At 30.8% G+C, this 18,714-nt stretch carries 20 protein-coding genes; 8 read left to right on the top strand and 12 right to left on the bottom strand.

The annotated features are described in order from the left end of the window. The first annotated feature begins 149 nt into the window (after nucleotides 1-149). Complete coding sequence (locus RAH41_RS15805; RefSeq protein WP_331223809.1) at nucleotides 150-335, top strand: YkvS family protein; 186 nt, start codon at nucleotides 150-152, stop codon at nucleotides 333-335. Between the two features lie 212 nt (nucleotides 336-547). On the opposite strand, the gene RAH41_RS15800 is transcribed toward RAH41_RS15805, so the two are convergent. Then, nucleotides 548-658: a DUF6254 family protein gene (locus RAH41_RS15800; RefSeq protein WP_220270703.1), complete on the bottom strand. Its 111-nt coding sequence runs from the start codon at nucleotides 656-658 to the stop codon at nucleotides 548-550. 261 nt (nucleotides 659-919) lie between these two features. On the opposite strand from RAH41_RS15800, the gene RAH41_RS15795 reads away from it, so the two are divergent. After that, complete coding sequence (locus RAH41_RS15795; protein WP_331223806.1) at nucleotides 920-3,997, top strand: efflux RND transporter permease subunit; 3,078 nt, start codon at nucleotides 920-922, stop codon at nucleotides 3,995-3,997. Nucleotides 3,998-4,134: 137 nt separating this feature from the next. Here the strand turns inward: RAH41_RS15795 and RAH41_RS15790 are convergent, their stop codons facing one another. The 4 genes from RAH41_RS15790 to mtnB form a co-directional block, all read right to left on the bottom strand. Then, nucleotides 4,135-5,829 carry a M3 family oligoendopeptidase gene (locus RAH41_RS15790; RefSeq protein ID WP_331223805.1) on the bottom strand — a complete coding sequence of 565 codons (1,695 nt, stop codon included), beginning with the start codon at nucleotides 5,827-5,829 and terminating at the stop codon, nucleotides 4,135-4,137. Nucleotides 5,830-6,044: 215 nt separating this feature from the next. Then, nucleotides 6,045-6,491 (bottom strand): MarR family transcriptional regulator, encoded by a 447-nt coding sequence (locus RAH41_RS15785; RefSeq protein ID WP_331223803.1) that lies wholly within the window; start codon nucleotides 6,489-6,491, stop codon nucleotides 6,045-6,047. Nucleotides 6,492-6,568: 77 nt separating this feature from the next. Continuing rightward, complete coding sequence (locus RAH41_RS15780) at nucleotides 6,569-6,760, bottom strand: aspartyl-phosphate phosphatase Spo0E family protein (RefSeq protein WP_025671755.1); 192 nt, start codon at nucleotides 6,758-6,760, stop codon at nucleotides 6,569-6,571. A gap of 442 nt (nucleotides 6,761-7,202) precedes the next feature. Beyond that, the gene (mtnB, locus tag RAH41_RS15775) at nucleotides 7,203-7,838 is read right to left on the bottom strand and encodes a methylthioribulose 1-phosphate dehydratase (RefSeq protein ID WP_331223800.1); all 636 of its coding nucleotides are present in this window, start codon (nucleotides 7,836-7,838) and stop codon (nucleotides 7,203-7,205) included. A 551-nt stretch (nucleotides 7,839-8,389) separates the two neighbouring features. On the opposite strand from mtnB, the gene RAH41_RS15770 reads away from it, so the two are divergent. Both RAH41_RS15770 and RAH41_RS15765 read left to right on the top strand, forming a co-directional pair. Further along, nucleotides 8,390-10,132: a B12-binding domain-containing radical SAM protein gene (locus tag RAH41_RS15770; protein ID WP_331223799.1), complete on the top strand. Its 1,743-nt coding sequence runs from the start codon at nucleotides 8,390-8,392 to the stop codon at nucleotides 10,130-10,132. Between the two features lie 275 nt (nucleotides 10,133-10,407). Further along, entirely contained in the window at nucleotides 10,408-10,755 is a 348-nt protein-coding gene (locus tag RAH41_RS15765; protein WP_331223798.1) for a DUF3905 domain-containing protein, read from the top strand. 52 nt (nucleotides 10,756-10,807) lie between these two features. Here RAH41_RS15765 and RAH41_RS15760 read toward each other — a convergent pair whose 3' ends face one another. Continuing rightward, entirely contained in the window at nucleotides 10,808-11,209 is a 402-nt protein-coding gene (locus RAH41_RS15760) for a DinB family protein (RefSeq protein WP_331223796.1), read from the bottom strand. 236 nt (nucleotides 11,210-11,445) lie between these two features. Here RAH41_RS15760 and RAH41_RS15755 point away from each other — a divergent pair, with 236 nt between their 5' ends. After that, complete coding sequence (locus tag RAH41_RS15755) at nucleotides 11,446-11,925, top strand: spore coat protein (protein ID WP_331223794.1); 480 nt, start codon at nucleotides 11,446-11,448, stop codon at nucleotides 11,923-11,925. 28 nt (nucleotides 11,926-11,953) lie between these two features. Here the strand turns inward: RAH41_RS15755 and RAH41_RS15750 are convergent, their stop codons facing one another. The 6 genes from RAH41_RS15750 to RAH41_RS15725 form a co-directional block, all read right to left on the bottom strand. Further along, on the bottom strand, nucleotides 11,954-12,460 hold the full coding sequence (locus RAH41_RS15750) for a DUF3189 family protein (protein ID WP_331223792.1): 507 nt from the start codon (nucleotides 12,458-12,460) through the stop codon (nucleotides 11,954-11,956). 24 nt (nucleotides 12,461-12,484) lie between these two features. Then, on the bottom strand, nucleotides 12,485-13,153 hold the full coding sequence (locus RAH41_RS15745) for a DUF421 domain-containing protein (RefSeq protein ID WP_331223790.1): 669 nt from the start codon (nucleotides 13,151-13,153) through the stop codon (nucleotides 12,485-12,487). A gap of 99 nt (nucleotides 13,154-13,252) precedes the next feature. Further along, entirely contained in the window at nucleotides 13,253-14,473 is a 1,221-nt protein-coding gene (locus RAH41_RS15740) for an FAD-dependent oxidoreductase (protein ID WP_331223789.1), read from the bottom strand. A gap of 135 nt (nucleotides 14,474-14,608) precedes the next feature. Then, nucleotides 14,609-15,673 (bottom strand): class III poly(R)-hydroxyalkanoic acid synthase subunit PhaC, encoded by a 1,065-nt coding sequence (gene phaC / locus RAH41_RS15735; RefSeq protein WP_331224040.1) that lies wholly within the window; start codon nucleotides 15,671-15,673, stop codon nucleotides 14,609-14,611. A gap of 63 nt (nucleotides 15,674-15,736) precedes the next feature. After that, complete coding sequence (locus RAH41_RS15730) at nucleotides 15,737-16,480, bottom strand: 3-oxoacyl-ACP reductase (RefSeq protein WP_331224039.1); 744 nt, start codon at nucleotides 16,478-16,480, stop codon at nucleotides 15,737-15,739. Nucleotides 16,481-16,501: 21 nt separating this feature from the next. Beyond that, the gene (locus RAH41_RS15725; protein ID WP_331223788.1) at nucleotides 16,502-17,014 is read right to left on the bottom strand and encodes a polyhydroxyalkanoic acid synthase subunit PhaR; all 513 of its coding nucleotides are present in this window, start codon (nucleotides 17,012-17,014) and stop codon (nucleotides 16,502-16,504) included. Nucleotides 17,015-17,222: 208 nt separating this feature from the next. Between RAH41_RS15725 and phaQ the strand changes: the two genes are divergently transcribed. The 3 genes from phaQ to RAH41_RS15710 all read left to right on the top strand — a co-directional run bounded on the left by phaQ (nucleotide 17,223) and on the right by RAH41_RS15710 (nucleotide 18,706). Beyond that, nucleotides 17,223-17,642, top strand: a complete 420-nt coding sequence (gene phaQ, locus RAH41_RS15720; protein WP_331223786.1) for a poly-beta-hydroxybutyrate-responsive repressor — start codon at nucleotides 17,223-17,225, stop codon at nucleotides 17,640-17,642. 47 nt (nucleotides 17,643-17,689) lie between these two features. Beyond that, nucleotides 17,690-18,199: a hypothetical protein gene (locus tag RAH41_RS15715; RefSeq protein WP_331223785.1), complete on the top strand. Its 510-nt coding sequence runs from the start codon at nucleotides 17,690-17,692 to the stop codon at nucleotides 18,197-18,199. Nucleotides 18,200-18,262: 63 nt separating this feature from the next. Further along, nucleotides 18,263-18,706 carry a MaoC family dehydratase gene (locus RAH41_RS15710; protein WP_069035488.1) on the top strand — a complete coding sequence of 148 codons (444 nt, stop codon included), beginning with the start codon at nucleotides 18,263-18,265 and terminating at the stop codon, nucleotides 18,704-18,706. Nucleotides 18,707-18,714: the final 8 nt, after the last annotated feature.

Raw genomic sequence — 18,714 nt, 5'->3', positions numbered from 1 at the left:
ACCATTTTTGCCTTTCAAAAGGTTTTTAAACATAATATCTTATGAAAAAAGACAAAATTGTAAAAAAATTTAAATTTTCTCTTTACCTTTAAACCGTTTTCATGCATTATAGAAGGTGTCAAGTCAAAACTTTGTTAGGAGATACGCTCATGAAAATTGCAGAAGCAGGAAGTATCATCGAGTTTAAACAGGGGTTGAAAGGTAGAGTACAAAAAGTTAATAAAAATTCTGTCATTGTTGACATATCCATAATGGATAACTTTAGAGATTTAGAACTGGAACCGCTAACAGTCGTAAACCATAAGAATTATAAAATAGTAAGAACAGCTGAATAGTTTAAAAATAATAGATTCTGCTTATATTCATATTTTAAAAGGTTCAACTACATATATTTCGATTCTATTAAAATTTTATTAGAATTTTATACCAAATCGGTCTCAGGTCCCGTGTATATCACGGGACTTTTTTTTATGATTACAAATGAAAATGTGATAAGTGATATTTACGAAATAATCTGGTACCAATCACTTTTAAGTAAAGGAGATGTCTATTTTGTTTCTTTGTCCAACTCTTTAAACGATTTTACTTTATCATGTGGCTGTTGGTTCGACTTTCTTTCATTCCAAAATCGTTCCTTTTCTTTTTTTGATTTTGTCATTTTCATACCTCCTAAAAATAATCATTTTCTTGCCATCTTATCATTTCACAAAAAATGAAAATCTATGTTAATTATTTTTAAAAGGAATGAGCAAGAATATCGTATAAAAATTTAAGATCTTTCTCTTACATTTTAAAAACGAGCATCCAATAGTTGAAATGAGCTTTCTTCTTCTGAGAGAAAAAGCGCCATTAATAAATTGAAAATTCGGACGACACATATTTATCACTTGATCACTATCTATAGAAAGGAAGGTAATTAATGAACTTTTTAACTAAGTTTAGTTTAAAAAACTCTGTAGCAATCTTTATTATTTCGTTTTTATTAATATTTGGAGGATTATATTCTTATTCAAAATTAAAAGTTGAAGAGCTTCCAAATATCGAATTTCCAGCAATCTCTGTTCAAGTTGTATATCCTGGTACAGCGCCAGATGATATAAATGAGCAGATTACAACAAAACTTGAAAATTCATTTAAATCAATCGAAGGAATTAAGACACTTTCAAGTTCTTCTTTCGAAAGCGTTTCTGTTATTAATTTAGAATTTCCATTTAATACGGATATGGATAAGGTTGAACAACAAATAAATACAACATTAAAGGATGCTGGCTTACCTGAAAATGTAACATCAAAAGTAGACCGGTTTTCGTTCGGATCATTCCCTATTTATTACATCTCTATGTTTTCGAAAGATGGTTCAAATATTGAAACAACTTTAAATGACGAAATTGTACCAGCTTTAAATAAAATTGAAGGTGTAAACAGCGTTTCAATCGGTGGAGGAGAATCTACTTCCTTATCAATCGAAGTTGATAAACAAAAAATTTCAAATTTAGGACTTTCATTAACAAGTATTAAAGATCAAATTAATGCAAAATTCCTATCCTTCCCGGCAGGAAAAATAACTGATGGCGATATTAAAATTCCAATTCGAGTCGAAGAAAAATTAGATACACTTCAAAAACTAAAAGATTTAGAATTACAACCTGCAGCTTATCCTTCTACTGCAGCAAATCAAAATGCTCAAACTCCGAAAGTTTTATTAGGTGATATCGCTAAAATTGAATCAGTAGACTCTAAAGATGAATTAATTCGTTATAACGAAAACGATGCTATTTCAATGGCAATAACGAAGAAACAAGATGCAAATACAGTTGAAGTAGCTGACAAAGTAATAAATGTACTAGATAAGTACAAAAATAAAATTTCATATAAAGTTGGTTATAGTTCTGCTGAAGGCGTAAAGTCATCAGTTGAATCTTTAATTAAAGAAGGTTTGTTAGGTGCATTATTCGCCTCATTAGCAGTATTAATTTTCTTACGTAATTTCAGAGCTACATTTATTGCTATTATATCAATCCCTTTATCATTATTAATTACATCGATTTTCTTACTTAAATTAGATATAACGTTAAATATTATGACCCTAGGCGGTATGGCCGTTGCAGTAGGCCGTGTAGTGGACGATAGTATCGTTGTAATTGAAAATATTTTCCGAAGAATACGAAAATCAAAAGAAGGCATTTCAAATAATTTAATTTTATCTTCAACAAAAGAAATATTAAAAGCAGTTACTTCTTCTACTATTACTACAATCGTAGTTTTCTTACCATTAGGTGTTGTAGGTGGATTTACTAGTAAAATTTTCCTACCTTTTGCTGTAACAATTGTTTTTTCTTTACTTGCTTCATTATTAGTTTCGATTACAATCGTACCAATTTTAGGTCGCTATGCATTTAAAAAAGTGCCACCAGAAGAAAAAGAAGATAAAATTCAAGTTTGGTACGGAAATGTGATTGAAAAATCATTAAATCGCAAATGGATAATCATTGTTTTAGCTATTGTATTACTTGCAGGTTCTTTCTCTTTAGTGGGTAGACTTGGTTTCACATTTATTCCAAATGAATCTTCACAATCAATCATTGCTTCATTAGAACTGCCATCCTCAACATCATTAGAAAAAACAAATGAAGTTTCATTAAAAATGGAAAAAATGTTCTTAAATTTAAAGCAAGTGAAAGAAGTTTCTACTGGTGTTGGTAGCCGTGACTTTATGACTGGCCTAAAAACTGAGAATAAAGTTAGCTATTTTATTAATTTAAAGCAAAGTGCAGATGTTGATCAATTTATTAAAGATACAAAAAGTAAAATGGAAAAAGTAGCAGCTTCAGAAGTTCAAGGTGCTAAAGTTGGATTACAAGAAAACTCTTCTGGTGGTCCACCATCAAATAATAATGTTGACATTAATTTATATTCTAATAACTTAGTTGCACTTCAAGAAAGTGCAAAAAAAGTTGAAGATTATATGAAAAAGAATAATCACCTAAAATATGTAACGAATAATTTCTCTGAAAAACAAAAACAAGTTATTGTTTCAGTTGATGAGAAAAAAGTTTCTGAAAATGGTCTCTCCGCTGGCATGATCCTAGGTTTAGTTGCAGACCAAACAAATCCAGTCAATATGGGAACATTAAAAATTGATGGTAAAGACCAAAATGTGCAATTAACTTATAATAAAGAACTTCAATCCGTAGAAGATATAAAAAATATTAAACTGCTTGGTAAATTAGGACCTATTAAATTATCAGATGTAGCCGAAGTAAAGGCAGTTGAAACATATTCTGCAATTCAAAAATTAGATGGCAAAGTTTTTGCGAAGGTTTCAGCTCAAATAAAAGGAAAAGACATTGCAAAAGTAACAAATGAAGTAATCAATGGTGTAAAAAAAGATGTAGACTTACCATCTGATGTAACTTTAAAAGGTGGCGGCGGTAGTGATGATACTACTCAAACCTTTAAAGACTTAGGTGTTGCAATGGGAGTTGCAATCGGATTAGTTTATTTAACGATGTTAGTTACTTTTGGAAAAGCACGAATTCCATTTATTATTTTATCTGCATTAGTTTTTGTACCAATCGGTTCATTCGTTGCACTATTCCTAGCAAGCGAACCGCTTTCAATTAGTGTAATGATTGGTTTACTAATGTTAATTGGGATCGTTACAACAAATGCAATCGTACTAGTTGATCGAATTGGACAAAATATAGACAAAAAAAGATTACCTCTTCGTCAAGCCATTATCGAAGGAGGTAAAACACGTCTAAGACCTATATTAATGACCGCATTTGCCACAATAGCTGCTTTACTACCTTTAGCCTTAACAAAGTCTAGTGGTACACTTATTTCGAAGGGATTAGCTATAACAGTAATTGGTGGTTTAACATCATCGACCTTATTAACGCTAGTATTTATTCCAGTTTTATATGAACTGTTCTTTACGAAAAGAACAAAGAAGCATACTAATTCTGAGAAAACCGCTAAAGTAGTTAATAATTAAATTTGATAAATAAAAAAGAGAAAGGTAATATCCCTTTCTCTTTTGGTGTCATTTTTGAATTCAATCGCCAATGAATTATTTCCTCATCTTTTCTAACCAATAAAAAAACTCCGACTTTTAAAAGTCGGAGTAATTCCTTATAAATTTTGATCATTAACTCCTGCAAGCCATTTTCTAACAGGTTCTAGTGTTTCTTCAATACAGCCATCCTTAAATGGAGATTCAAGTTTAGCCTCTTTAACTAAGCCTAAAAATGATTTACTTCCTCCTAATTGGCAAAGGCCAACATAATCTGCCCATGCTGAATCTCGGTCTTTATGCATTTTATTCCAAAATTGTAATGCGCAAATTTGAGCTAATGTGTAGTCAATATAATAGAATGGTGATTGGTAAATATGCCCCTGTCTTTGCCATAATCCGCCCTTTTCTAAATAACTATTTCCAGCATTTGCTCGATGAGGTAAATATTTTTCTTCTATTCTCTTCCAAAGTCCGTGACGTTCCTCAGGTGTTAAATCAGGATTTGCGTAGATTTCATGTTGGAATTCATCTACTGCCACACCATAACTAATAAAAGTAATTGCACTACTTAAATGTGTAAAATAGTATTTTTGTGTATCTTCCTTGAAGAATTCTTCTTGCCAAGGCCATGTGAAAAATTCCATACTCATTGAATGAATCTCACACGCCTCAAAAGTTGGCCAGTTATATTCAGGTGTTTCAAATTTACGACTTTCATAAACTTGGAATGCATGACCAGCTTCATGTGTTAGTACATCAATGTCACCAGATGTTCCGTTGAAATTCGAGAAAATAAAAGGAGCTTTATAGTTTGGAATATAAGTACAATATCCCCCACCTTGTTTTCCTTCCTTAGCAACTAAGTCTAGTAAATTTTCTTTTAACATAAAATTGAAAAATTCACTTGTTTCTTTCGATAATTCATCATACATTTTTTTACCATTCTCAATAATCCACTCTGGATTACCTTTAGGTGTTGCATTACCAGTTAAAAATTCAAACTTATCGTCATAGTAATAAAGTTGTTCTACACCAATTCGATTAGCTTGTCGTTCCCTTAATTCGGTAGCGATTGGAACAATTGTTTCAAGAACTTGCTCCCTAAACTTCTTAACGTCATTTGCATCGTAATCTGTTCTCATCATACGAGCATATCCTAGTTCAATAAAGTTAGAGAAACCAAGTTTTTTTGCAATACGAGTTCTTATTTTTACTAATTTATCATAAATCTCATCAAATTTATCTTGATTTTCCGAGAAGTAACCAAAGTATGTATCGTAAGCTGTCTTTCTAACCTCTCGATCTTTATCCTCGAAATGCGCTGAAATTTGTGCTAACGTTTTCACTTCACCATAAAACGGAAGTTTAGCAGCCGCTACTAATTTAGCGTATTCAGTCGTTAATTTATTTTCTTCCTGTAAATCTGGAATTACTTCTTCACTTAAAATTTTCACTTCACATTCGGCTAAAGCAAATAATTGTTGGCCATATTTTTCTTCAAGTTGCTCTCTAAATGGAGAACCAATTAAGGCTTTATAATATTGTTGCCCATATGATTGAACAATTGGAGTATTCTCATCAAAAAACGCTTGCTCATCCTCATAAAACTTATCGTTTGTATCAACTGAATGGCGAACTGCACATAAATTTTCCATTGTTGAAAATTCATTTCTTAAATCATTGATTTCATTCATTGCTAATTCTTGTTCGTAGACCGTTGAAGCATCATAAAAATTTTGGAGTGAACGTTTAAATTGTTCCCCAAAGTTCTTAATACTTGGTCTAGAATACTGGTAATCTTGAAAACCCATGTTAATCCCTCCATTTTTTGTGATATTGCTATTATATAAAAAATCTCCCTGTAAAAAAACCTAAATCTAAATAAATTTCTGAAAATTTAAAAATTATCCACTTACAGTCTAAACTAAAGTTGCAGAGATACTAGTTTTTTCAAGCATAAATAGTTGTATTTAATAAAAAAATTTAAATTTCAAAATAAAAAAAGCTCCATCAAATGAGAGCTTTTTTAGTTAGACCCATGGTATCCAATTTTCTTCAATAAGTGAATTAAGAAATTTTTTTCTTCATTAGATAGATCACTCATCTGCTCATGTAAAAATTCTTCGTGGATAGGAAAGATTTCTTCCATTAGTTTATTTCCACTTTCAGTTATTTCTGCATAAATTACTCGACGATCTGCACTACAAGGATTTCGATAAACTAGACCTTTTTTCTCAAGTTTATCTACTACATAAGTAATACTGCCACTTGCAATTAATATTTTTTCGCCAATATGTTGAAGTGGTTGATTTCCTTTATGATACAAGAGCTCTAGCACTGCAAATTCAGTTGGATTTAAATTAAAACTAGCAATTGATTTGTTTGCAGAATCATTTATCTTTCTATGAGCTCGCGATAATACAATAAATAGCTTTAGAGAAAGCTCGATATCTTTTCTATTTGTCTCTTCCATAATAATACTACCCCTTCAATTTCTTTTACATACTTCATTCTATCTTATTATTTTATACTTATTAATGAATCTTAAGATTATTTCAATGAAAATGACTTATTTAATTCCGATAGCAATTTTTTTTGGTATGAAATAATTAACTCGTCCAATTCTTGGCTGGCCTTTAAGGTCAAATGTTCGTTTAGCCCTTTAGTTTCCGCAAAAAATACCATTTCTTCCCTTTTTAATGAAATAGATAATAATAAACGGCTGAGTTGATATTCATTCATTAGACTGATTCCCTTCTACAGGATGTATTTTAACTAACCTTTTCATTCATAATCGAATTCATTTCTATTATTCATTCTATCTAAATTATTTAAAATAGATACAATATGAAACCTACTAAGCAAAATTACTTAGTAGGTTTATTTATTTTATGAATTGGCAATTTTTCTATCGTTCTTACTTATAAATTAGACGACTTTTTATTAAATCCTGCTTAGTATGGTTAATTTTGATATAAGTCAAATTAAACATTTGTCTAAAGTTTATTAAATTGTTGCTATAGCAAAAAGTATTGCTATACTGTATAGTCTAAAAAATTTTTATTCAGCAAAACCTACTAGAAATGATTACTTTAAAAAATAGTATAATTTTATTATAAATTAAAAAAGCTGAATTGTAATGGAATTTATTTACCACTACTAATTCAGCTTTTTTCGCTTTTATTTAGTTGCCTGCTTTTATTTTATAACCTTGAATCATCATTAGTTTTACTTTATAACTAATTAAAAATTCTATGCCTTCTAACCACTTCTTCGTTTCTAGTGGGCTTCTTCCCCAAACAGTGATTCCGTGATTTCTTACTAAAACAGCCCCAAAATCATTTGTTAAAAATGGAGTGTATGCACGTTTAAAAGTTTCCATGTCTTGTGCATTCTCAATGATTGGAACTGTTATTTTATTTTCAAAATAAGAACTTGTTAATATATGAATCATTTCATTATTTTCAAGTTCTACCTGCCCCTCATCACCAAATAATTCAGAAATCACATTATTATCTACAGTATGTACATGGAGCACACAACTAGCAGATGTTTTTTCGTAAATATTTGCATGAACTAATGTTTCAAGTGATGGCTTTAATACCGTATCAAATACTGGTTCACCAAGATTATTAACTACTATAAATTCTTCATCACAGCGTGCTCTCTTATCCTTCTCATCCGCAGTTACAAGAAATAATAATGGATCGTCTGAAATTTTCATAGACAAGTTTCCACTAGTACCATAAAACCAATCTCTTTTAGCCAAATCACATTTAATATTCGCAAGCTTTTTCCATTGTTCTAAAAACAAACTCATATTTACACCTCCACTTATTTAAACTATCTATTTGGACACCGTTAAAAATTCAAACTATTCATACTATTTAATAAAATTATGTCATGTGTCGGTCTTCATTGTCAATAGTTCTAAGTGAATGAACAATCATCAATTTTCTACAACTTTTATCCATTTTTGATAGTAATTAATGATTTAAGACTTTTTTTACATCCTGATTTGACAGAACTCCTATTTTATTACACAAATACGTGAAAAATAATACTTTCTTACTCATTTTTTTATCCTTTCTTTCCCTAGGGAAACTTTTTTGTATTTAGTAAATCATATGTCTTTTTTTTAAGAATGTGAAGAAAACCTACTATAAAATCTGGCTACTTTCGGTTAGACGAAATCATTTTATGAGGAAGTATTTTGGAGAAGGTAGAAATAAAAATCCTCCAAAATATAAGTAAGTTGAAATTTGGATCGCTTCTTTTCATCATTCATTTTCTATTTCGCTTTTGAAAATTTAGTAATCTCATTTTTTTATGATAAAATAAATCGATAATAATTTAGAACGAGGTATATAAATGAACATTGTTTTAGCAACATTAAATGCAAAATATATCCATACAAATTTGGGTATTCGATACATTAAAGCGTATGCTCAGCCTGAATATGATATAGAGCTTGCAGAATATACAATTAAAGACCCAAGTCTTAACATCATCACAGACTTATATAAACGCAAGCCAAAAATACTTGGCTTTAGCTGCTACATTTGGAACATCGAACAAACAATTGAAGTGATCCGTATGTACAAAAAAATTGACCCTTCAGTTATTATTTTTGTTGGCGGACCAGAAGTAAGCTATGATGTGAATTATTGGTTAGATCGCGTAAAAGAAATTGACATCATTACGATTGGTGAAGGAGAAATTACCGTTAAGAAATTAATTAAAGCTATTGAAAATGGGAATGATTTCACTTCCATAAATGGCATTGGTTATCGTGATGAAGGTAAAAATATCATTAAACCACAAACCGAAAAATTAGATTTAACAACTATTCCTTCCCCTTATCGCTTTAAAGAAGATTTACCATTTTTAAGTAAAAGAATTCAATATATCGAAACAAGCCGTGGTTGCCCATTTAATTGCCAGTTTTGTTTATCTTCCATTGAAGTTGGGGTAAGATATTTTAATCGAGAGGTTATTAAAGATGATATTCGTTACCTAATGGCAAACGGAGCCAAAATTTTTAAATTCGTAGACAGAACTTTTAACATAAGTCGTAGTTATGCAATGGATATGTTCCAATTTTTAATTGACGAACATGTTGAAGGAACGGTTTTCCAGTTTGAAATTACTGGTGATATTATGCGACCAGAAGTCATCGAATTTTTAAATCAAAATGCTCCTAAAGGCTTATTCCGATTTGAAATAGGTGTTCAATCTACAAATGATGCTACAAACGAATTAGTGATGAGAAGACAAAACTTTGAAAAGCTTTGCAGAACTGTCACACTTGTACGAGATGGCGAAAAAATAGATCAACATTTAGATCTAATTGCTGGTTTACCTGAAGAGGATTACAATTCATTTCGACAAACTTTCAATGACGTTTTTGCTTTAAGACCGGAAGAGCTGCAGCTAGGCTTTTTAAAAATGCTAAGAGGCACTGGAGTACGATTAAGAGCGCATGAACATGATTATGTTTATATGGATTATGCTCCATACGAAGTATTAGGTAATAATGTACTATCATTCGATGACATTGTTAAAATTAAACAGGTTGAGGACGTGCTCGAAAAATATTGGAATGACCATCGAACAAATAATACGATTGAATATTTAATTAAAAATGAGTTTGAAAGTCCGTTTGATTTCTTCCAATTATTTGGTTCATATTGGGAAGAAAGAGGTTGGTCAAGAATCGGCCACCAGCTTGAAGATTTATTTAAGCGTCTAAATGAGTTTTTAACTCAATATCAAATTAAAAACGATACAATCGTTAAGGATATTATGAAAATTGATTATTACTTAAATCATAAATATAAACCGCGTAAACCTTGGTGGGATGAAGTAACAAACCATGAGTTTGCAAAGGATATTTATAAGCGTATTATTGAAAATCCTGAATATTTAGGTTCACATTTTATTTCACTTCAATTAAATGAAAAAGAAATTTATAAGCATACAATGATTGAATCACTTTCATTTGATATCGAACATTTCTTACTAACTGGAGAATATAGATCAGGTAATTTTGCGATGCTGGTTTATTTCTCACCTAAAACATTATCGCCTTCATTTTTTACAATTGAAGCATAAGTAAAAGAGGACAATATTCTTTTTGGATATTGTCCTTTTTCATACTCTTGAAAAACTATTTTCATCAAAATAAATCTACATTAGTAAGATCATTTAATATCCTTTACTTAGCGTATAAAAACATTATTAATCAGTTTTTATTTCAATGAACTTCTGAAATCTCCTTAAACAAATGAGCTTATCGTTTTTTTGGTATAAAATTACTGCTAATATTTAGACTTTGTATTGAATTTACTAAATAGCAAATAATAATTTGTAAGTAGAGGTGATATAGAATGAAGAGAAAAAATGAGAAAACTGAAATTGATTCACCGGTAATGAACGATACTTTACCCCATATTTCAAATTTTCCATCTTTTAAAGGGACAGACATTAAAATGGAAGAGCCTTTTGTAAATTCAAAGGGTATAGTTATTGGAGACAGTAAATATAGCTCTCCTAACTCTCCATTAAATAATTGGTCTGACAATGTGGATCCATCCGTTATGGCAGGCGATGAATGGGTTCATCCAACAAATGATATTGGCTGGGCAAGTGCAGAAAACAGTGACTTATTAGAATCAAAAAAACGAGAACAGCCTGCAAAACAATTTATGCATCCACAACACGAAACGAAAGACTGATGAAGTGCAAGTTTTAGGGGATAGGAATATATTCTATCCCCATTCTTTGTCTTTAAAATAGTGCAATATTAATATCGCCCTTTTTTTGGACTAGTAGCATATGTAATTGCGCTCTGTGGTGTGTAAAATGGACTAAAATCTCTAATAACCATTCGAATCTAGAATATTGCAGACCCCAATATGAAGTAGTTTTTGCAACTAAATCATTTTCGTTCATATTTAGATAGAATTCCTTTAATTCGTGAAAGTTTTTTTGTAATAAACTTTTCATTTCAACTAGTGATTTGCATTCAACCAAGGTATAGTAATGAACCATCATTTCTTGACTAGCACCACTCATAATTTCCATATCCGCACCAATAAGCTCACATAAATGCTGGACTAACTCCCCAATCGATTTCTTATCCTCAATCGGTTGGAAATTTAAATCTTCTTCATTTATTAAATCAATCATTTCTAAAACACTCTTTACACATAAATTCAGCTGATGAATTACATTTTCTATAAACATAAATTGGGATAAGAATGGCAAAATCTTTTCGAGTGAAACGAAAAGATTTATCTTCTTGATCAATGCTTAATCATTTCCAATCTCCTCCCTTTTCCTCCCTTCTATGTTAACCTCTACCTTTTTTCTGTCATAAAACCATTCCTTACTGAATAGGCTTGTACAAAAAAGGAGGGATTCTGATGAGAACATTAGCATGGCATGAAACTTTAGAATTACATGAAATTGTTGCTACAACTACTTACTACTTATTTAAGCTTAAAACAAATAGTAAAAATATAACAGATTCAGGATTAAAAGAATTATATAAAACTTCGATCACATTGTTTGAAAATCACTTACGAGATTTACTAAAATTTATGAGTAATATTACGATTGGAGAAAGGGATGTAGCAAGTGATAAATTAGCAAGCGAAATGAGTGCTGAAGATTTATTATCAGCAACTAAAGTATTAACAAAAATGTATGCGCATGCACTTACAGAAACAGCTACTCCTGATTTAAATAATTTATTTATTAAGCACCTAATATCGGTGAACAATTTGCATACTCAAATTTTTGGCTATTTATCAAAACAAGGTCAATATACCGTTTTTAATATTAATAAGTTAATCGAAAACGATGCGAAGAAAGCTATGGATGTCATAAATATGCCGTATTAAAAAATGGACGTATAAAAACGTCCATTTTTTAATCTTTGTTAAAGTTTTTATTAGATAGGTCAGTGACTTTTTCAGCTGCTATGTGATGATATCTTTTTGTATTTTCGACTAATTTAATCAAATTAAGATAAGTTTGCTTAGCCCCTAATACGAGTAATGGAACCCCAATAAAATCAATATGTAAAAATCTTGAAGTAAAACCACCTAAAGTCATAGCTAATGGTACTGTTGGCGATGTACTTGATAAAATAATTTTATCTTCTTCATTTAATAAAATTTTACCTAAACCTTCGATCACTGTCGGCACATTTTTGGTATATCTTTTTGCTACTGTATACACTTGGTCCCCATTTTCGTCTTCACCGTGATAAAATAGTTTTCCACCATCTTTTGGTTTTAGTTTATTAAATAGGTAGGTATTCTTTACCTCTTCTGTTGTCGGCTGACGATCAAGTGGTAATTGCTTTAAATGATAAGCAGCAGCCAAAGGAGAAGAATGTGTACCTCCAAAACAGTAATAAATATAATATTTCATCTATCTCATCCTCAAATTTTTATATTAATACGTATGTAAATGTAATTGTTTTGAATCCCATTCTGCAAAGCATACTTGTTTAAGTGATAAATTTGACTCAGAAAGTTTTTTATGAACCCACTTTTCATCTTTTTTCAACGAGTTAAGAGCCCTTTTAATTATTTTGCCATCACTAATTATAACCACAGGTAAAAATTCCTTTTCCATTTGAATTTTTAAATCCTGTTTAGTAGGCGTGTCGAAATTTGATTTCTTCAAGACACTAATCGTACCGTCATTTTCTAAAATAGCATACGCAACTTCACTGACTGAAAAAGTATCCTTTGCTCTTAGTAATTGCATCAATTGGTCCGTGTCCAACCGATTTCTTTTCAATTCTTTCCATTGAATTGCTCCGTGTTTAATAACAACTGAAGCATCACCTTCAAGGAACTTTCTTGCCCACATTGACTTTTGTGTTAAGATTTCAGTTACAAATATTAATGCACCCCAAACAAAAATACTAAAAAGAATTTTTGGTAGATTTGCTTCTTTATCATATATTCCATCTCCTAGTATATTTCCTAACACTAGTGACGAAATCAAATCAAATGGCGTTATTTGCGTAATTTGTGTTTTTCCATTAATTTTAACGACAATAAAAAGAGCTATATAACCTAAAAACAACTCAGTAAACATTTCATGGTAACTCATTTAATACACTCCTATATTTTTATTACCTATTAAAATTTTCTTACTACTTTACTCTTTTTATACATAAAATTGGTAATTGATCAACATTCTAATTAAAATTTAATTATTCATATAAATAGATGCGTCTGGATGAGACCCGACAGTAACTAAATCTTTTAGTATTTTAGCTAATATATAACTATAAACCGTTCCATTGCCGCCATAGGCCATTAAAAAAAGGCAATTAGGGTATTCATCGTATTGTCTAATCATTGGTAAGCCTGAATGAGTTCCACCAAATGTACCTGTCCAATAATATTCTGGCTTAGCATCTTTATAATGTGGAAATAAACCTATTAAATTTTTTATTAGCTGTTCTTTTTTATGAAATAACATCGATTCACGTTTTTCTGGTATTATTGTAGGTTCGTCAAGTCCTCCAACAATTATTCTCCCATCAACTGTAGTACGAAGATATAAATATGGTCTTGCCGTCTCCCAGATTAAACAATTTTCATACCATGCATTGTTTTTCTCAACTAGGGGCTGAGTTGCAATCGCAAATGTCGAAGTTAAAACAGCATTTTTCTCACTTTTTAACTCTAACGATTCATATCCTCCAGCAAAAATAACTTTTTTAGCTCGAATCGTCTGTTTATTTTTAGTAAATAGTTGTACCCCTTTATCTGTACCGATGATCCGAGTTACCTCTGTATCCGAATACACCTTCAATCCTCGTTTCAGAGCATATAAAAGTAAGCCATGTGCACATTTATATGGATTTACTTCAGCGTCGTCCCCTGTGAAAAGTGCAACTTCCTTTGTAAAATTAAACTTTTCTTCAATTTGCGATTTTGTAAATCGTTCAACATTAAAACCATTCTCTTTTAATGTTTTATATTCCAAATCAATCTTTTCTTTACCATCTAAATTACTAGCATAGTATAAACTTTTCCTTTTTATAAAATCTGGATTAATTTCAATTGTTTTTGACATATCCTCAATGCCTTTAATTGCCTCTACACATAATTGGTAATGACGAACAGCTTTTTCTTTTCCATATGAATTAATAAATGAAGTTAAAGATTTATCATTTGTATACTGTAAGAGCCCCGTATTTGCACTCGTACTTCCCTGTACAACTTTTTTTCGCTTATCCAATAGAATGACCTTTGCATCCGTTTGACTTAAGAAATATGCACATAAACTTCCTGATTCACCACCGCCAACTATTACAAAATCACAATCTAAATCTTCATCGAGTGGCTTTATCTTTTCTAGATCGGAATTGGGATCAGTGTAAGTCGTTGGCCAATAAAATACACCGCTAATACTTTTCACGTCTTCTATTCTCCTTTCTTCAGATCATATTTAAGGTAGTTTTTGCCAGTTAAATAAAAAAAATCCCACTTTTTTAGAAGTGAGATTTTTTAACATCCTATTTTATGTGAATGGATTTCTAGAAATTTACTAAAATTAAGACCTTTCAGCTAACCACTTACCGATTGTCGGATAAGTCGTTTTCAATGAAACAGGTCCAAACATGATTGATACATGGCCAGATGGAATTGAAACATACTGCTTATCTACACTAGAAATATGCTCATTTAATGCTTCAACTTGGCAAGGCATTGCAATATGATCTTTTGTAGCAGAAATATTTAAAACATTAGCTTTAATGTTAGATACATCTACTTTTTTTCCTCTAATTTCTAAGTCACCGTTTAATAATTTATTTTGTTGGTAAAATTCTCTGATCCATTGGCGATATGCTTCACCTGGGAATGGAATACCATCTGTAACCCATTTTTGCATTAATTGCCACGATTTAATAAATTTTGTATTATCAGAGCGATCCAATAATGTTACATAAGGTCCAACAAAATTAGTAACTGGTTTTAACATTTTGTTACCAAAATCGATCATTTCAGGAGGAATATTCCCTAATGTATCAACAGCTTTATCAAGTGCAAAGTATTTTTCATTTAAAAATGCACCATATAGTCCTGTATCCGAAAAATCGAATGGACTAGTTACAAAAATTAAGTTTTTAATTGGTGCATTTTCGTAAAGTGATGCGTAAATACTTGTTAAAGTACCACCCATACAATATCCTAACATCGATAATTCTTTTGCACCTGAAAAACGAAGTACCTTATTTACCGCTTTTGCAATATAATCGTGAATAATATCGTCAAATTTCAAATGACGATCTTCATGACCAAAAGTTCCCCAATCTAATAAATAAACATCAAATCCTTCATTAACAAGATACTCGACAAAAGAGTTCCCCTTTGTTAAATCAAGAATATACGGTTTATTAATTAGAGCGTAGATTAGAAGGATTGGCGTCTTTTTTACTTTTTTTGTAGTTGGAATATAATGATATAATTTACTTTTATTTTTCGTCCAAATCACTTCTTTAGGAGATTGACCTACTAAAGGTTCTCCCTCTTTTATAAGAATATCTGCAGTTTTCTTCAATCTTTTGTATGATTCTTTTAATCCACTCGGAAGCGATTCCGTAGCTTCTTCTAACATTTTTGAATTAAACACACATTTCCCCCCTTTTGATCTTAAAAAAGGTAATCTATTTAGTAAGACTTAAACGTAAAGTCCGCCATTTACATTAATCTGTTGACCAGTAATGTACTCTCCACCTTCACATAAGTAAATAACAGCTTTAGCAATCTCTTCAACTGTACCAAATCTTCTTTTTGGTATTCTTGATTTAATTTGCTCTTGTACATTTTCCGGAATTTCTCTTACCATGTCAGTTTCAATAAATCCAGGACATACAGAATTTACTGTAACATTTGTTTTTGCTAATTCAAGAGCTAATGATTTAGTAAATCCAATCATTCCTGCTTTTGCAGCTGAATAGTTTGTTTGACCGAAACCGCCTGCTTGCCCTATTACTGATGAAATATTAATGATACGAGCATTATCAGATTCCAATAAGTATGGTAAAGCAGAATTACATGTGTTATAAACACTGCTCAAGTTTACGTCTATAACTTCATGCCAATCTTCTGCACTCAGTTTTTTGAAACTACGATCTCTAGTAATACCAGCATTATTAACAATAATATCTAATCGTCCAAAATGCTCAACTGTACGATCAATTAATGCTTTCGCCTGATCTAATTCAGCAACATTAGCTTGAACTGCTAACGCTTCATAACCGTTCTCAAAAAGTTCATCTACAACTGCTTTTGCGTCTGCTTCGCTATTATTATAATTAATAACAACTTTTGCACCTTTTTCTGCTAAAGCAAATGCTATCGCTTTTCCAATCCCTTTTGCTCCACCTGTTACGATCGCTACACGATTTACTAAATCCATTATCATTTCTCCTTTTTTAACTAATTATTGTTTTGTTGGTTGTTTAGTAGTTAATTGTTGTAAAAGTTGTTCAATGTTAGCCATTGAAGACTTTAATTGTTCAATGCTTTCCATTGAAGTCTTTAATTCACTAACTTGTTGATGAATTGATTTGGTTTCAGCTTTCAATTTTGTAAGTTCTCGTTTAACTGTCACAATGTCTAACTCTTTTTTTAATGCTGCTACATCTAACTCAGGTTGGGAATCTAAATATAATTGATCTTCTAATGTATCTACTTTCGATTCTAAATTAATCACTAAGCTAGCTACATTTGCAATATCTTCTTTAGACGCAATATTTGAAGCCTCTAAGAAAGTTTTTGATTGATCATTCAACATCTTTTTACAGAATAGATTAAAATCGATCACAGAACCCATCCACTCGGAAAATTCTTCTTTCTGAACATATTCGTTCATCATTTTTCCAAAGTATTTTTCATTTACATCATACATCTGCTTCCACATTTTTAATGGATCTGAATAATTTTGCTCTGACATGTTAATCCCCCTCACTACTTTTAAGTATAGAAAACAAGCTAACGACAAAACAATCCAATGTTTTCGTGATATTTCTACATCTTCTGTCGAAATTTGTTTTTTAATATTCATTATATTTAAAATACATTGACAATAAATTTAACTAAGTGTAAATTACACCTAAGGGATGATGATTCCATTACTACGATATAGGGGGGAACATAACTTTATGACAACAAATGAAAAGGAAACAAGTAAAAAAAATAAACTCGAAACCTCTGAATCGATTACATTGCCTAAAAACTTCTTGGTTCCCTTTCTACTTCTTAGCCTTAAGCAATGGAATATGCATGGCTATAAATTAATGCAAGTACTATTTGATTTAGGATTTACTACGCTTGATTCAAGTAATGTTTATCGTATTCTAAGACAACTTGAAAAAGAAAGTTATATTAAATCTAGTTGGGAATATGGAATGGAAGGGCCGGCAAAGCGAATTTACTCAATTACAGATGCTGGAGAAGAATATCTAAAAACTTGTCATAATTCATTTACTCAATATAATCAGATGCTCCAAACATTTTTTTCGATTTACACAAATTCATTCTTTCCATTTAGCAACTCTGATCAAAGTTTTAAAGATGATTGAACTTGCAGCAATGCATTCAATAATAAATTTTTTTGGAGGAAACACTAATGACTGAAAAAACAATCGAATTACAAACTGAACTTGCAGCTGAGAATTTTCAAAAAATGCTTCAATATTTGTTAGACAATCAATTACAAATTCAACAATGGACTGAGTCTTTATTTCAAGAGCAAGCAAAACAATGGAAAACTTTAAATGAGCAAGTTCAAGTACAACAACAAGAGTCTTACGAGCAGTTCCAAGAAATGATTAAGTTATTAAACGAAATTAAGCCTACAATTAATCAAGAAACTTATGAAAAAACTTGGAAAAAATTATTTGATCAGTTTGCTCCATTTCAATCTTTATGGACAAATATGAATCAAAACCCATACCAACCATTTTTTCAAGCCATGAGTACATTTTCAAATCAACAACAACAATTTTTTCAACAATTTTTTAAACAACCATTAAATAACTCGCCTTACACTGCTTGGACGAACATGTACCAACAGTTCCAAAAAACACAAGAAGATTGGTTTAAAAACTTACAAGAGTTCTCATTCACAAAACTATAATCAATATCGTTAAACAATTTTCTTGATTAGCTAGACATTTCATCAAGGAGAGGAAGAAACAAAATGAATGTTTTCGAAAGTGCAAGAAATGTACAGGAAGTTCATTTTGACTCCATTTCAGTTGGTGACGAAGCTACTCTTGAAGTTAAAATTACTGCAGAGTTAATTGAACAATTTGCTGCAATTTCAACAGATGTAAATCCAATTCACTTATTAGATGATTTTGCAAAAGAAAGCATCTTTAAAGAAAGAATTGCACATGGCATGTTGATTTGCAGCTTTATTTCCTCAGTACTCGGAACAAAACTACCTGGCAAAAACACCATCTACTTATCTCAAGAAGTATTTTTCAAAGCACCAGTAAAAATTAATGATACAATTAAAGTAATCGTCAGTGTTGTACGTAAAAGAGATGATAAAAAATTATTAACGCTTCAAACGAATGTGTATAATCAAGAAAATGTACTTGTAGTTGAAGGCTCAGCGTTGGTTAAAAAGTTAACATAAACCTAATA

Source organism: Gottfriedia acidiceleris (assembly GCF_036421055.1).
Taxonomy (GTDB): domain Bacteria; phylum Bacillota; class Bacilli; order Bacillales; family Bacillaceae_G; genus Gottfriedia; species Gottfriedia acidiceleris_C.
This window is presented reverse-complemented; position numbering and strand designations above follow the sequence as displayed.

Coding starts and splice junctions, on each gene's coding strand:
- RAH41_RS15755 (WP_331223794.1), top strand. CDS start 11,446: ATGAGAACATTAGCATGGCATGAAACTTTAGAATTACATGAAATTGTT.
- RAH41_RS15725 (WP_331223788.1), bottom strand. CDS start 17,014: ATGTCAGAGCAAAATTATTCAGATCCATTAAAAATGTGGAAGCAGATG.
- RAH41_RS15750 (WP_331223792.1), bottom strand. CDS start 12,460: ATGAAATATTATATTTATTACTGTTTTGGAGGTACACATTCTTCTCCT.
- RAH41_RS15765 (WP_331223798.1), top strand. CDS start 10,408: ATGAAGAGAAAAAATGAGAAAACTGAAATTGATTCACCGGTAATGAAC.
- RAH41_RS15800 (WP_220270703.1), bottom strand. CDS start 658: ATGACAAAATCAAAAAAAGAAAAGGAACGATTTTGGAATGAAAGAAAG.
- mtnB (WP_331223800.1), bottom strand. CDS start 7,838: ATGAGTTTGTTTTTAGAACAATGGAAAAAGCTTGCGAATATTAAATGT.
- RAH41_RS15780 (WP_025671755.1), bottom strand. CDS start 6,760: ATGAATGAATATCAACTCAGCCGTTTATTATTATCTATTTCATTAAAA.
- RAH41_RS15785 (WP_331223803.1), bottom strand. CDS start 6,491: ATGGAAGAGACAAATAGAAAAGATATCGAGCTTTCTCTAAAGCTATTT.
- phaC (WP_331224040.1), bottom strand. CDS start 15,673: ATGTTAGAAGAAGCTACGGAATCGCTTCCGAGTGGATTAAAAGAATCA.
- RAH41_RS15770 (WP_331223799.1), top strand. CDS start 8,390: ATGAACATTGTTTTAGCAACATTAAATGCAAAATATATCCATACAAAT.
- RAH41_RS15745 (WP_331223790.1), bottom strand. CDS start 13,153: ATGAGTTACCATGAAATGTTTACTGAGTTGTTTTTAGGTTATATAGCT.
- RAH41_RS15715 (WP_331223785.1), top strand. CDS start 17,690: ATGACTGAAAAAACAATCGAATTACAAACTGAACTTGCAGCTGAGAAT.
- RAH41_RS15795 (WP_331223806.1), top strand. CDS start 920: ATGAACTTTTTAACTAAGTTTAGTTTAAAAAACTCTGTAGCAATCTTT.
- RAH41_RS15760 (WP_331223796.1), bottom strand. CDS start 11,209: ATGATTGATTTAATAAATGAAGAAGATTTAAATTTCCAACCGATTGAG.
- RAH41_RS15805 (WP_331223809.1), top strand. CDS start 150: ATGAAAATTGCAGAAGCAGGAAGTATCATCGAGTTTAAACAGGGGTTG.
- RAH41_RS15710 (WP_069035488.1), top strand. CDS start 18,263: ATGAATGTTTTCGAAAGTGCAAGAAATGTACAGGAAGTTCATTTTGAC.
- RAH41_RS15790 (WP_331223805.1), bottom strand. CDS start 5,829: ATGGGTTTTCAAGATTACCAGTATTCTAGACCAAGTATTAAGAACTTT.
- phaQ (WP_331223786.1), top strand. CDS start 17,223: ATGACAACAAATGAAAAGGAAACAAGTAAAAAAAATAAACTCGAAACC.